The sequence below is a fragment of the Janthinobacterium sp. RA13 genome (genome assembly GCF_000745325.1).
GTDB classification, from domain to species: domain Bacteria; phylum Pseudomonadota; class Gammaproteobacteria; order Burkholderiales; family Burkholderiaceae_D; genus Janthinobacterium; species Janthinobacterium rivuli.
On the sequence record NZ_JQNP01000001.1, the window covers coordinates 963,164 to 978,140 of the forward strand.

Sequence of the window (14,977 nt, forward strand, 5' to 3'; positions counted from 1 at the left end):
ATGCGAAAAATTGGTGCGATCATCATCACTGGCGGCAGCCGCGGCCTGGGCCAGGCCTTCGTGCGCGACGCGCTGGCATGCGGCCACATCGTGGCTACCTGCAGCCGCAACGAGACGGCCTTCATCCGCGAACTGCGCGCGGCCGACCCGGACGAGAACCGCTTCTGCTGGCGCGCGCTCGACATCACCGACGGCGCCGAGAGCAAGAAATTCGTCAAGGAAGTGGCTCGCCGCTACGGCGCCATTTCGGGGCTGGTCAACAACGCCGGCTACAGCGACGGCCAGTTGCTGACGATGATGAACGAGGAATTGCTGCAAAAGCTGCTGAGCACCAACCTCGAGGCCTTGATCCGCATCACGCATTTCGTGGCGCCTTATCTGCTCAGGGAGGGGGCCGGCAGCATCATCAACATCGGCTCGATTTCCGGCAAGCGCGGCTTTTCCGGCATGTCGATCTACGGCGCGACCAAGAGCGCGCTCGACGGCTTCAGCCGCTGCCTCGCGCGCGAGCTGGGCGAACGCATGGTGCGCGTAAACGTGGTCGCGCCAGGCTTGATCGCCACCGAGATGGCGGACGCGACCTCGGAAGTGGAGAAACAGAAGATCATCGGTCTCACGCCGATGGGCCGTTTCGGCACCGTCGCCGACGTGGTCGGCGTCGTGCGTTTCCTGCTGTCCGACGATTCGGCCTTCATCACAGGACAAAGCATTACCGTCGACGGCGGCTTTACCTGTTAAGTGCCAACGCGCCAGGGAGGTCTACGGCAGCGCTGTCTGGCAGGGGCCGTCGGCGTGGCCTGGCCCTCGCGGCGCATACGCATGAACTCGACGCCCGCGAGCACATTACCGGAGCCCGAACCGGCTGGTCGCAGGGCATGCACGGGTCGGCGCATTTGACTGGACCGCCGTCCGGCTATCGCTTAAGGTGGTGGCTTTCGTAGCTCGGGACTTTCCATGCGCGTTTTACCTTCCATTCGATGGCTGACTGACACAACAGAATTGCGGAGTTGCATTTTTGGAAGCCCGGCGTGAAGGTCGAAACGCCCTTGCTCGTTCCCGTGCTGGCCGCGCTGCCGGTGTGCGCCTGCATGGCCATCCTCGGTCTGCCGGCCTACAGTAATGGCTATATAGTTGCCTTTCGTACGCTTTTCTTCGTCGCCTGCCTGGTGTGGCTGATTCCGCTGACGCTGCTGCAGCGGGCCATGTGGCGCCGCGAATGGTCGTGGCTGCGGATGGGGATGATACTGTTGGCGGTCACCTACGCAATGGCCATTGTGAACGCCTTGCTGGGGCAGCGCCTTGGGATTTCGCTCGGAATGGAGAAGGGCTACCACTGGGCCTCTCTCGCACGGGGTCTGGATAGCTGCTGGCTGGCGCTGATCGCGTTCTGCGCGGTGCATGCGGTGGGGGTGTATTACCTGTCGCTGCAACAGGTCCGCCTGCATCTCGTCCAGGCGCAAAGCGCTGCGCGCGACGCCGAGCTGCGCGCGCTGCGCCTGCAGGTCAATCCGCATTTCCTGTTCAACTCCCTGAACGCGATTTCCGCGCTGGTGTCGGCGCAGTCCAACCGTGAAGCCAACCGCATGCTCGCGTGCGTGTCCGATTTCCTGCGCGCCACCCTCGCACACGACGGCCGCCACGAGCATACGCTTGCCGATGAATTGGCCCTGCTCGACGCCTACCTCGCCATCGAAAAGGCGCGGCTCGGCGAGCGCCTGCGCCTGACGATGAAGGCCGGCCCTGACCTGCTCGACAGCGTCGTGCCCTATCTGATGCTGCAGCCGCTGGTGGAGAATGCGATCCGCCACGGCATCGCGCCGCTGGCCGCTCCCGGCCGGCTCGATATTCTGGTCGAGCGCGCCGGGGCGCGCCTGCTCATCGACGTGCGGAACGACGGCCAGCAGCGGGCGCACGCGGAAAGCGGGATCGGCCTGAGCAACGTCAGGGAACGGCTGCGCCACCTGTACGGCGAGGCTCAAGAGGTGGACGCAGGCTGGCGTACGGACGGTCGCTTCCACGTGCGCATCGCCATGCCGCTGCGCGGTATGGGGGCGGCGGCATGAGCATCCGGGTCGTTATCATCGACGACGAGCCGCTGGCCAGGCTGGCGGTCAAAGTCAGGCTGGCCCGGCGCGATGCCTTCACGCTGGTTGGCCAATTCGGCGACGGCGCCAGCGCTGGCGAAGGTATTCTGGCGCTGAAGCCCGACCTGGTGTTCGTCGATGTCGAAATGCCGGGCAAGTCCGGCCTCGAAATGCTGGCCGCACTGGCGCCGGCGCAGCGGCCGATGGCGATCCTGCTCACCGCCTACGACGGCTTCGCCCTGCAAGCCTTCGAACTGGCCGCCCTCGATTACCTGCTCAAGCCCGTCGATGACGAACGCTTCGACGAAGCCCTTGACCGTGCTGAGCAGGCTTTTCCCTATCGCGGCCATGGTCGTGCCGCAGCGTCGGCGACGCCGGCAGCGCGCACTTTCAGCGTGCGTGTCGGATCGCGCACGGTGCTGGTGCCGGTTGCGGAGGTCGAACGCATCGAGGCCGACGGCGATTACGCCTCCCTGCATGCGAACGGCAAGACCTGGCTGATGCGTGAGCGCCTGCACAACCTGGCCATGCAGCTCGATCCGCGCCAGTTTCATCGCGTGCACCGCTCGTCCATCGTGCGGCTGGACATGATCGCCGAGCTGCGCTCGCTCACCAACCGGGACGCCATGCTGCGCCTGCGCGACGGCAGTGTGCTGCGCGCCAGCCGCTCCTATATGCCCGCTCTGACGGAAGCACTGCAACGCCGCGACAAGAAAGCCGAATGAGGCAGGGCGCAACACGCGCATTTTTTCACGCAACAATCAAAGGCTTCGTAGTCCAACTTGGAGGAATGTATGGCAGGTAGAAAGAAGTTTGTCGCAGCAGTCGTATTGGGTGCGTTGTTGTCGTTTTCCGCCTACGCGGCGGAGGACACCGTCCTGAGCGCGTCCGCCCGCGCCGCGATCGTGCAGACACTGGTCACGAAAATGAACGCGAATTACATCGAACCAGCGGTGGCTGAACGGGTCGGCAGTGCGATCACCAGGAAAAATGCGGCAGGAGGTTATGCGAGCGCCGCCAGCGTGAAGGCGTTCAGCGAGGTGCTGGCGAAGGACTTGCGGGAATTGAGCGGTGACTTGCATTTCAGCGCCGCGTTTTACGAAGGTCTTCGTGAGCGCAGCGGTGCCGACGAACTGCCTAGCCGCGCCAAGATTGACGAATGGCGCGACCAGACCGTGCGGCGCGGCTATGACATCGAGAAGATCGAACGCCTTCCCGGCAACGTCGGCTATATCGAACTGCGCGGCTTCGGCGGTCCGGAATTCGTCGGCGCGGCGTACACGGCGGCGATGTCGCTCATGGCGGGGACGGATGCGCTGATCCTCGACTTGCGCCGCAACGGCGGCGGCAGCCCGGCCAGCGTGGCCTACCTGATGAGTCATTTCTTCCCGTTCGGCGACGAGCGTCACCTGATCGACATGTATGATCGTCCGACCGGCACGACGCGGCAGTTCTGGACCGTGAAGACGGTCACACAGCGTTACGACAAGCCCGTGTACGTGCTGACCTCGGCCCGCACGTTTTCCGGCGGCGAGGATTTCTCCTATGGCATCCAGGCGCAGAAGCGCGGCACGGTGGTCGGAGAGACCACCGGCGGCGGCTCCAATCCCGTGAGCTGGTACAACCTGGGGCAGGACATCATAGTCGCGATCCCGACCGCACGCACGATCAATGTCGTCACCAAAACCAACTGGGAGCACGTCGGCGTGAAACCGGACATCGCCGTGCCGGCGGCACAGGCGCTGCAGACGGCGCACGTCGCCATCCTGCGCAAGCTGGTGTCATCGGCCAAGGAGGGCAACGAGCGCAAGGAACTGCAGCGCGTGCTGGCGATGGCGGAGAAAGGGGAGTCCGAGAAGCCGGTCTACACGCTCAGGGGCGAGCGTTAATATCGCGGCGTTGATTGTGCTGGTGTTGGCACGTGTGGCGCGTAGGTCGGATTAGCGGCGGCACGCCGCGTAATCCGACATTGCGGAGCCAGCAATGGTGTCGGATTACGCTACGCTAATCCGACCTACGCCGTCAAGAATGGGCTGTGCGTTTTTGACGCCAACGCACCTCGCGACGCGTTTGCAAACCGTAGGTGTAGGTCGGATTAGCGGCGGCACGCCGCGTAATCCGACACTGCGGAGCCGACAATGGTGTCGGATTACGCTACGCTAATCCGACCTACGCCATCAAGAATGGGGTGTGCGTTTTTGACGTCAACGCTCCTCACGACGCTTCTGCAAACCGTAGCAGCAGGTTTGCAGTGCGTCCCTCACATCAGGTGGCAATACCGTACTTGTGCTGCGTGGCCGCATACTGCTGCTTGAGCGACTCCAGCTTCGGATGCTTGGGGTCGATCTTGCTGATCACCTGCATCTGGTGCTGTGCCTGTTCGGCCAGCGGGGCTTCCCAGCCCAGCATGTTGAGCTGGCGCAGGATGGCGTCGACGGAGGCGAACAGCACGGGCAGGTTGCCTGGGGTTTTGCGCAGGGCCTGGCGCAGCACGAATACCGCCCCCTTGAGCTCTCCGCTTTCCGACTTGCTGGCCGCATCCTGCATCAGTTCCTGCACCTGGTGCGTGATCTGCTGGCCCATGCCTTGCGCCAGGTCGTGGCGGCCCGCCTTCTCAAATACGTCGACGGCCGCTTCCATCGTCACGTCGCTGTCGGCTTCGTTGACGAGTTTCATCATGACGTCGGACGCGGCCTGCTCCAGGTTGTTTTTCAGGCAGCTTTGCACGAGGCCCACCTTCAGCTGCGTCGACAGGCCCCGCGCCGTATCCAGGGCGGCGGCGGCCAGCTGCAGTTCGCTGGCGGCGGCGATGTCGTTGCCCGACAGTTCATGCAGCATGGCGGCCGAGATGGCGCGGCACGCTTCCACGTTGGCGCCGCCGCGCAAGGAGCGCTCCATGTCGCGCAGCACGCCGCTCGCCTGCGGCGCGTCGCCTTTCTTGACCAGCGTCTTGACCAGGTTGACGTGGTCTTCCGGGTCGCGAAATTCCGAGTACTTCGCTTTCGTCACGACCTGTTTATACGCCCGTTCGGCCGCGCCGATGTCGCCCGTGTCATAGGCGATGCCGCCCAGGTGGCGCAGGCGGCGCACCATGTGCGGCGAGATGGCCACCGCGTCCTCGAGGATTTTCTTTGCCTGCAGCTGCTGGCCCATGGCTTCATGGTTCTTCGCAAGAAGGTCATAGGCGGCCATGAAGCGGGGATAGACCTCCACCAGTTCCAGCAGCGCGTCCTGCGCCTCTTCGTGGCGCTGCTGCTCGAACAGGGTGCGCGCCAGTCCCAGGTGGGCCCAGGCCATGGGGCGCGTGGCCAGCATGTCGCCGTACAGCTGTTCCGCTTCCTTCCATTCGTCCAGGGCGATGTGCAGCTCGGCGCGCAGGCGGGTGAAATCGGCCGCCAGGCGCGGGTGCTGCAGTTCGGCCGCGCGGCAGCTTTTCACGGCTTCGCGCAAGTCGCCTTTGTCGATCAGCTGATACGTGGGCAGGAAAATGGCGCGCCGCTCGATGGCGCGCGCGATGCGTCCGCTCAGCACGTCGACGGTGAACGGTTTTAATATGTAGTCGGACGGGGTCAGTTCGGCCGCGCTGATGACCTTGCTGTGGATGGCTTCGGAGGTCAGCATGATGAAGATCGTCCACAGGCCGATCAGCTTGTGGTGGCGCAAGTCTTCCAGCAATTGCTGGCCATCCTGGCCGTCCGTGCCGCTACCAAGATCGTATTCGCACAGGATGATGTCGAACGGTTTCTTCGTCAGCAAGCGGATGGCCGTGCCGGCATTGACGGCATATTCCACCTTGGTGATGGCCGCCTGGTTCAGCATATTGTGCAGATTGCCCCGCATGCTGGGGTTCGGGTCGACGATCAGGACAGATAAGTCGCTAGTTTCTGGCATGGTTCAGCTCTCGTTCATCTGTTCGGTCATTTGCGGGAACTCTTCTTATATATGTATCTGCCTGACAGTATTACTTTTTATCAGCATACTGCAAAGCCGGCCGACACTGCCAGCAAAATGCATGCAATCGGGCGCGGGGCAGGGCGCCGGGCGCTTCCGGTGGCGCGCGGCGTTGTATTTCATGGTGCCGCCGCCCTGCGCGCCAGTGCCGGCGCCGCAAATTCCAGCAGATAGTTGACTTGCATGATAGTATCCTAATTACAACTAGTGTTGGATGCCGCACAATCTTGCGGCCAGGCATGCGCAAGGCTGTACCGGGCGCTCTTCTTCTCTCTGGTGTCGATACCCGTATGCGTGTTCCTGACCTTTCTTCCCTGCGGCGCATTGCCGTTCCCCTTGCATTTGGCGGCAACAGCGAACAGCAGCACACCTATTTTGCGGAATTGCACCGGGTCGGCCTGGTCACGCAAGTGCTGGGCATCGTCGCCTTCAGCCTGACGTGGCTGCTGATGCCGCCTGCCTATCATCCGAACCTCACGCATGCCGCGCTGGCGCTGCTGGGCATGCTGATTAGCCTCATCGTGCGCTACCGCTGCACCACCTTGTCCGTGCTGACCATTACGGGCGCCTGCGCCGTGCTGGCCCTGACTTTTGGCTTGCGCACCATGGCCGACGCCGTGCAGCACGCCAGCTTCTGGGTCTTGCCGGTGGGCGTCTTCATGACCCTGGCCATCGCCTCCATCTTCAATGGCGGCCTCAGCTACCTGGCCGTGGTGGCCGGCGTGTGGTGGAATGTGGGCCACGGCCTGTATCCCGTCAACGCGGGCTTGCCCGACCAGTCCTGGGCGCCGTTGATGATCGCCGTCAGCGTGCTGTTCGGGCTGGCGCTGAACGTCAGTTTCAGTTTATTGCGTTTGCGAAACTATCACTCCAAGGTGGAATTGACGCGGCTGGCTTTCCAAGACAGCCTGACGGGCCTGAACAACCGCCGCATGTTCACGCAGCGCGCCCAGCAGATGCACGGCGCGGCCCATGGCGGCACGCTGCATTTCCTGATGATCGATATCGACGATTTCAAGATCATCAACGACCAGCAGGGACACGATGCGGGCGACGAAGTGCTCGTGCGCACGGCCGCCGTCATCGCCGACAAGGCGCAGGGCCATCTGTGCGGGCGCCTGGGCGGCGAGGAATTTGGCATCGTCTACGCGGGCGGCCGGGAAGACGCGCGCGCCTTTGCCGGCGCCCTGGTCGACGCCGTCAGCCAGGCTTTTCTGGCCGCCCAGTTCGTGTCGATCAGCGTGGGCGTGGCCGAGCTGGACCGGAGCAAGGACCTGGGCCACAGCTACCGGCTGGCCGACGAAGCCCTGTACCTGGCCAAGCGGCAGGGCAAGAACCGCTACGTGATCGCCTGATGACCGGCTGACGGTGTTGTTGCCGTGTCAAAAACTGCCGCTATGTGGGGCAAAAGCGGGGCAAAAGGGGGGTAAAACCCCAAGTTCCGGTCATAAGGCAGGGGTAAAACGGGTATAATGCGCGCAAAGGAAATTTGCCGTACGAAAGATATTGTCATACCTACCTTTAACCCGCAGCCACGCTGCATCAACCACCTTCCAATCATGTTGATACTGCCGGGTTCCAATGCCCTGTCCCATTTCCGTAGCCACCGTCTGTTAAGCCAACTGCAAGCCGTCTCGCCTGCGATTGTTGCCGTACAAGCACGCTATGTCCATTTCATCGATGCCAGCGCGCCTCTCACCAGCGACGACAGCACGCGCCTTGGCGCCTTGCTGACGTACGGCGAGCCAGCCCACGCTGACAATACGGAAGGTGCTGCCGAAGAATTCTTCGTCATCCCCCGTTTCGGCACGATTTCGCCGTGGGCCTCGAAAGCCACCGACATCGCGCACAACTGCGGCATGGCGCACATCAAGCGCGTCGAACGCGGCGTCGCTTTCCGCATCAACCTGAAATCGGGCATCCTGGGCAGCGCCATTGGCGCCGGAAAATTGACGGACGAGCAGGTACAGGCCGTGGCCGACCTGCTGCACGACCGCATGACCGAATCCGTGCTGCGCAGCGCGGACGACGCCAAGGACCTGTTCCGCACCCTGGAAGCGCGTCCGCTCGAATCGATCGACTTGCTGGGGCAGGGCAAGCTTGCTTTGGAAACGGCGAACACGGAACTAGGCCTGGCGATGTCGGAAGACGAAATCGACTACCTGGACGCCGCCTTCACCAAGGCTGGCCGCAACCCGACGGACGTGGAACTGATGATGTTCGCGCAGGCGAACAGCGAGCATTGCCGCCACAAGATCTTCAACGCCGACTGGACCATCGACGGCGTGGCGCAACCGAAGTCGCTGTTCGGCATGATCAAGAACACGCACGAACTGCAGCCGAAGGGCACCGTCGTCGCCTACAGCGACAATTCTTCGATCATGGAAGGCGCGATCGTGTCGCGCTTTTACCCGCGCGGCGACAAGCACGAATACGCGGCGTCGACCGAACTGACGCACACCCTGATGAAGGTGGAAACGCATAACCACCCGACGGCGATTTCTCCATTCCCCGGCGCCTCCACGGGCGCGGGCGGCGAGATCCGCGACGAAGGCGCGACGGGCCGCGGCGCCAAGCCAAAAGCGGGTTTGACCGGCTTTACGGTATCGAATCTGTCGCTGCCGGACGCCGTGCGCAGCTGGGAAACGGCAGCTTCCGTGACGGCGCCATTGGCTGGCCGCACGGATGCGGACCAATACGGCAAACCGGAACGCATCGCCTCGCCGCTGCAGATCATGATTGAAGGCCCGCTGGGCGGCGCCGCGTTCTCGAACGAATTCGGTCGTCCCGTATTGGGCGGCTACTTCCGCACGTATGAACAGAACGTCGGCACGGACAAAGACGCCGTGTTCGGCTACCACAAGCCGATCATGATCGCTGGCGGCATCGGCAATATCTCGGCGCAGCACACGCACAAGAACGACATCCCCGTCGGCAGCCTGCTGGTGCAGCTCGGTGGCCCGGGCATGCGCATCGGCATGGGCGGCAGTGCCGCTTCGTCGATGACCACCGGCAGCAACACGGCCGACCTGGACTTCGATTCCGTCCAGCGCGGCAATCCGGAAATGGAACGCCGCGCCCAGGAAGTCATCAACGCCTGCTGGCAAATGGGCGCGGACAATCCGATCATCTCGATCCACGACGTGGGTGCGGGCGGCTTGTCGAACGCATTCCCGGAAATCACCAACGACGCCAAGCGCGGCGCGATTTTCGACTTGCGCAAAGTGCCGCTGGAAGAATCGGGCATGGCGCCGAAAGAAATCTGGAGCAATGAATCGCAGGAACGCTACGTTCTGGCCATCGCGCCGGAAAGCCTGCCACTGTTCAAAGCCATGTGCGAACGCGAACGCTGTTTGTTCGCCGCCGTGGGCGTGGCCACCGAAGAGCGTCAACTGAAACTGATCGACCCGGAACTCGGCAACGAGCCGGTCGACATGCCGATGGACGTCTTGCTGGGCAAGCCGCCGAAGATGCAGCGCGACGTGGTCCACGTGGCCAACGATTTCCCGGCGATTGACCTGACGGGCATGGAGTTGAAGGACGTGGCGCAAAAAGTGCTGCTGCTGCCGACCGTGGCCGACAAATCCTTCCTCATCACCATCGGCGACCGCAGCGTGGGCGGCATGACCGTGCGCGACCAGATGGTCGGACCATGGCAAGTGCCGGTGGCCGATTGCGCCGTCACCACCATGAGCTTCGAGGGGTATCTGGGCGAAGCGATGGCCATGGGCGAACGTACGCCGCTGGCCGTCATCGACGCCGCCGCTTCGGGCCGCATGGCCGTGGGCGAAGCCATCACCAACATCGCCGCCGCCGCAATCAGCGACATCTCCGACATCAAACTGTCCGCCAACTGGATGGCCGCCTGCGGCCAGCCTGGCCAGGACGCGGCCCTGTACGACACGGTGAAAGCCGTCGGCATGGATCTGTGCCCGGCGCTGGGCATCAGCATCCCGGTCGGCAAGGATTCGCTGTCGATGCGCACGACGTGGAAAGATGAAAACACGGGCGTGGCGAAATCCGTCACGTCGCCGGTGTCGCTGATCGTGTCCTCGTTCGCGCCAGTGACCGACGTGCGCAAGTCGCTCACGCCGCAGCTGAAAACGGACAAGGGCGATACATCCCTGATCCTGATCGACCTGGGCCGCGGCAAGAACCGCCTCGGTGCTTCCGCCCTGGCGCAAGTCATGGGTCAGTTGGGCAATGAGACGCCGGACGTCGACAGCGCGGAAGACCTGAAAGGCTTCTTCGCCGCCATTCAAAAGCTCAATAGCGACGACAAGCTGCTGGCCTACCATGACCGTTCGGACGGCGGCCTGTACGCCACCCTGACGGAAATGGCCTTCGCCGGCCACACGGGCATGTCCGTCAACCTGGACATGCTGACCATGGAAGGTGAGCATTCGAGCGACTGGGGCGACGCCAAGAACTGGACGGGCCAGGTCGCGGAACGCCGCAACGAACTGACCCTGCGCGCCTTGTTCAGCGAAGAGCTGGGCGCGGTGATCCAGGTGCGCGCGGAAGAAAAATCGCTCGTCATGGACGTGCTGCGCACGTTTAATTTGGGCGCCTGCAGCCATATCATCGGCAAATTGAACGACCGCGACGTGATCGAATTCACGCGCGACGCCAAGCTGATTTACACCCAGCCGCGCGCGGAACTGCACCGCCTGTGGAGCGAAACGAGCTGGCGCATCGCCCGCCTGCGCGACAATCCAGCCTGCGCGGACGCCGAATACGACCGCCTGCTGGACGCGCAAGATCCGGGCATGTCGCCTGTCGTCACCTTCGACCAGAACGAGAACATCGCCGCGCCATTCATCGCCACCGGTGTGCGTCCGCGTGTCGCCATCCTGCGCGAGCAGGGCGTCAACTCGCACATCGAGACGGCTTACGTCATGCACCAGGCAGGCTTCACGGCTGTCGACGTGCACATGAGCGACCTGATTGCCGGCCGCGTGAAACTGGACGACTTCCAGGGCGTCATCGCCGTGGGTGGCTTCTCGTACGGCGACGTGCTGGGCGCGGGTGAAGGCTGGGCGAAAACGATTCTGTTCAACGCCAGCCTGGCAGAACAGTTCGCGCGCTTCTTCAACCGCACGGACAGTTTTGGTTTGGGTATCTGCAACGGCTGCCAGATGATGAGCAATTTGAAATCCATCATCCCCGGCGCCCACGCCTGGCCTAAATTCACGCGCAACAAGTCGGAGAAATTCGAAGGCCGCTTTGCCATGGTAGAAGTGATGGACTCCCCATCGATCTTCTTCAACGGCATGGCCGGCACCCAAGCCGGCATCGCCATCGCCCACGGCGAAGGCTACGCCGACTTCTCGCAAACGGGCGACATCACCCAGGTCACCAAAGCCATGCGCTTCGTCGACAACAAGGGCGCCGCCACCGAAGCGTATCCATACAACCCGAACGGCTCGCCGGAAGGCATCACCTCCGTCACCACGCCAGACGGCCGCTTCACCGTGCTGATGCCGCACGCGGAGCGCGTGTTCCGGTCAGTCCAGCAGTCCTACCACCCTGAAGCATGGGGCGAGGATTCGCCGTGGATGCGCATGTTCAGGAATGCGCGGAAGTTTGTGGGGTAATTTGAAGAAAGAGGGGGTATGTCACCCCCTCTGACTTTGATTAAAAGGTCGCAGCCAACAGGCCGCGACCTTTTTTATTGGACTTGTTTTATCACAGCTATCACTAAGTTTCTTAGAGACGGTTTAATAACTTAGCGGAAATTTAGTCGATGCAGCAGCAACGATCCCATGGCCAGGTAGATCATGTTTTCCGACACGTCAATGCGCTGTTCGTAGTCGCGCACCAGGCGCCGGTAACGCATTAGCCATGCGAACGTTCGCTCGACCACCCAGCGCCTTGGCTGAACAGCGAAACCTTGCTGCCCCTGCAAACGCCGCACGACTTCCACAGTAAAGTCGAGAAACGCGGCCTTGTCCATCAACTGTCTGCGGTCGTATGCCGCATCTCCAAACAGATGCTTCACCCATGGCCAGCGTTTGATCAAGCCATCGAGCACCATCTGCGCGCCAGTGGAGTCGGCAATGTCGGCTGGCGTCAGCTGCATCGCCAGCAAGCGACCATCCGTGTCGACTGCGATATAGCGTTTGCGCCCGCTGAGTTTCTTGTTGGCGTCATAACCTCGCGTTCGCGCGCCGGGCGCTTTCACGCTCTGGCTATCGACAACACCGGCACTCGGCAGCACCTCCCGCTCATTGCACAAGCGATCAAGCATCAGCGCCAAGTCACGGATGGTACGAAACAGCATGCGCCGCATCAGCCGCCGAAACCAGTAATAGACCGTCTGATACGGAGGGAAATCATTCGGCAGCATGCGCCACTCGCATCCAGACCGCACCATGTAACGCAACGCATTGATCACCGTGCGCAAATCCGTCTTCCGAGGCCTTCCCGTCTTCGCTTGCTTTGGCAGCAGCGGTGCGATCAAGCGCCACTCTTCATCTTTCACATCCGTGGGATAGCCACGTTTGAGTCCCGTCCTCACCTGCTGATGCCGCTTTCGATTCTCTTGCGTCCACATCATCAATCGCTCCAATACATCAAAGATGCTTTGACCCGGAAGTTGCTATGAAGTTTTTAAACCGTCACTTAGTCGGGAAAATTCTCTTTCTTGTACTTTTTTAATTCTTCAAGCCATTGATGATACGTGGATGGCACTGTTCTTTTCGTCTCTTTTCCAGTTGCAATGTTGATTAAATTCAATATCATATTTTTATCTATTTCGGCGCCATTTTTATTGCATTCTATTGCACTTTTTGCAAAAGAAATGCAGTAAGGGGATGTGTAGGATTCTATGCTTTTTATATTTTTAAGAAGCTCAAAGGCTTCGTTGAATTTCTTTCTATGTGCTTTTAACATCCCAAGATTCGCAAAAAATATCTCATTTTTAGGTGTCGATTCATTCGATATGCTAAATGCTAATTCAGCAATATCGAAATTTTCCAATTCGTTATTTGTTAAAATAGAAAGTCCAATTTGATTTTCCATTGACGCGTCTGATATCCCATATTTTTTGAATGAGGAATAATCGGAAATTGCGTCTTTTGTGTTATTTTTTCGTCTCCAAGTTAATATTGTTTCATAGCCGTTGAAATATGCAATATTATTTTTCGATGCATTATTTATCGCTACATGTAACGATGCCTTACTTAAGTGTAGGCATATTTCGGCTGTTTTCTCAGAATTTTTTGGATGATTTGATGCTAGGTAAATTCCGGCACTGAAATTAAATAAATCATTTATTTTTCTTAGGAGTTTCTCCAAATATTTTTTCTGTTTTAAAGAGATTTCTTCCTTATCGTTTTTTATTAATGTATCGTTACTAATTGGTGAGCTTTTATAATTTCTTAGTATTAAAAAAATACTGTTATCCATCGATGAAAAAATTTCAGCTTTACTAGGAAGAACCATCGATATGATTGATTTATATTTAGATAGAAGATTATTTTTTTTACTGAAATCTTCCTCTGTTATCTGAGGTAATAAATTTATCACCGCTAACAAATTTTCGTCTTTAATTAAATTTTCAATAGTTTTTATTAAATTTTCTGTTTTTTCATTATCTATTATTAAATGGCGTGTTGTAGGCAAATATGGCTTTGTCCCAACGTTAATTTTTTTTAATGTTGATTCGATTGGAATATTTTCCAATGTATTTTTATCTATTATTATGCAGGTACTTATATGTTCTTGAACATCTATAATTTGGATTTTTGCTGATTCAAGCGCAATATAATTACCAAGGGTTTTTCTTGAACGTCCATCATCTTTAACGCATACATTCTTTCCGGTGAAGGGCGGGTAGTAAACTGAATATATGTCTCCATTTGAAACGTTAACAGATTTTCCTATATCTATAATTGCTAGGTTTGACTCTGGATAAAATTCAATAACTTTCCCATGTTTTTGACTGATGTCTTCAAAGAATCGCACGCAATCTTTTCCATCATTTTTTGCTCGCGACAGCGCAAGATCTGCTTTTTTTCTTAGTTTTGATATAAATTTTATTGTTTCTGAATCTTTCTCGGGCAATGGTTCTTTGGATACACCTATGCTCACTGATATCTTTAAATCCGATATACCTTTATGCAAATAAATTTCAATTTTATCTTGGTAATGATTTATTTCTTGTTCGGTAGGTAGAGAAGGTTTTCTTATTTCATTAAAAATACATTTTGAAATTTCTTCTAGAGTGTCACGTGTAAGATCTTCTATTGCTATAAGTTCAAATTCTTCGCCACCTGGGCGACTTAAGATGAATTTACTATTCATTTTACTCTCAAGATTATTTATAGCATTTTCTAATCTTTTTGATATTATTGTTAATATAGCATCCCCAGCTTCATGGCCATATGAATCATTTACTTGTTTAAAATTGTCGATATCAAATGAAAATATTGCAATTGATTCAATGAGGCTAAATTTTTGTTCCCCATCTTCTGATTTGTTATCGCTATTTTTTAATGAATGAAAGTAGTTGTCTAATTTTGCTTGGGTGCCATTTCTGTTGAGTAGACCGGTAAGCGTGTCATGATTTGCATAGTATATGAGTTTTGAAGATTCAAAACTTTGGTTAATTTTTTTCAATAATTCTATTAGGGTTGACTTATGTTTTTTTGGTTCTATATTTACAATTAAAGAAATTTCATATTTTTCCACCCAGAAAATTGCTATCCAATTTCCATTTCCTGTTTGTTTTTTTTGGAAATTATTTTTTGATTTTTCATTCATTGCTTTAAGTAATTCATCGTCTGAAATTGTTTCTGAATTTTCTATGCATATCCAATTTTCATTTTTTTGAATATACATATTGCAATTATCCATTTCTTTTATCTTGTAAATTTCTTTTGAGAAATATTTCAATTGTGTGTCGTTAAATGACATAATTATCCTTTTTGTAAATAGAA

9 protein-coding genes are annotated in these 14,977 nt (G+C 57.3%); 6 read left to right on the forward strand and 3 right to left on the reverse strand.

Features of this window, described 5'->3' with window-relative positions:
- The 4 genes from FG13_RS04030 to FG13_RS04045 all read left to right on the forward strand — a co-directional run bounded on the left by FG13_RS04030 (position 1) and on the right by FG13_RS04045 (position 3,973).
- Positions 1–738, forward strand: coding sequence for an SDR family NAD(P)-dependent oxidoreductase (locus tag FG13_RS04030; RefSeq protein WP_035818580.1), 738 nt, complete (start codon positions 1–3; stop codon positions 736–738).
- A 290-nt stretch (positions 739–1,028) separates the two neighbouring features.
- A complete protein-coding gene (locus tag FG13_RS04035) occupies positions 1,029–2,063 on the forward strand; it encodes a sensor histidine kinase (protein ID WP_235211660.1) in 1,035 nt (344 codons plus the stop codon).
- Positions 2,060–2,809 carry a LytR/AlgR family response regulator transcription factor gene (locus tag FG13_RS04040; protein WP_035818583.1) on the forward strand — a complete coding sequence of 250 codons (750 nt, stop codon included), beginning with the start codon at positions 2,060–2,062 and terminating at the stop codon, positions 2,807–2,809. Before FG13_RS04035 ends, FG13_RS04040 begins: the two co-directional genes overlap by 4 nt.
- Before the next feature lie 69 nt (positions 2,810–2,878).
- Complete coding sequence (locus FG13_RS04045; RefSeq protein ID WP_081922413.1) at positions 2,879–3,973, forward strand: S41 family peptidase; 1,095 nt, start codon at positions 2,879–2,881, stop codon at positions 3,971–3,973.
- A gap of 376 nt (positions 3,974–4,349) precedes the next feature.
- Here FG13_RS04045 and FG13_RS04050 read toward each other — a convergent pair whose 3' ends face one another.
- On the reverse strand, positions 4,350–5,975 hold the full coding sequence (locus FG13_RS04050; protein WP_035818585.1) for a tetratricopeptide repeat-containing response regulator: 1,626 nt from the start codon (positions 5,973–5,975) through the stop codon (positions 4,350–4,352).
- Positions 5,976–6,325: 350 nt separating this feature from the next.
- On the opposite strand from FG13_RS04050, the gene FG13_RS04055 reads away from it, so the two are divergent.
- On the forward strand, positions 6,326–7,390 hold the full coding sequence (locus FG13_RS04055; protein ID WP_051958490.1) for a GGDEF domain-containing protein: 1,065 nt from the start codon (positions 6,326–6,328) through the stop codon (positions 7,388–7,390).
- A gap of 204 nt (positions 7,391–7,594) precedes the next feature.
- Positions 7,595–11,632: a phosphoribosylformylglycinamidine synthase gene (purL, locus tag FG13_RS04060; protein WP_035818587.1), complete on the forward strand. Its 4,038-nt coding sequence runs from the start codon at positions 7,595–7,597 to the stop codon at positions 11,630–11,632.
- Between the two features lie 131 nt (positions 11,633–11,763).
- On the opposite strand, the gene FG13_RS04065 is transcribed toward purL, so the two are convergent.
- Positions 11,764–12,591, reverse strand: coding sequence for an IS5 family transposase (locus FG13_RS04065; RefSeq protein ID WP_035827144.1), 828 nt, complete (start codon positions 12,589–12,591; stop codon positions 11,764–11,766).
- A 68-nt stretch (positions 12,592–12,659) separates the two neighbouring features.
- Positions 12,660–14,954 carry a GGDEF domain-containing protein gene (locus tag FG13_RS29295; RefSeq protein WP_081922414.1) on the reverse strand — a complete coding sequence of 765 codons (2,295 nt, stop codon included), beginning with the start codon at positions 14,952–14,954 and terminating at the stop codon, positions 12,660–12,662.
- Positions 14,955–14,977 lie beyond the last annotated feature (23 nt).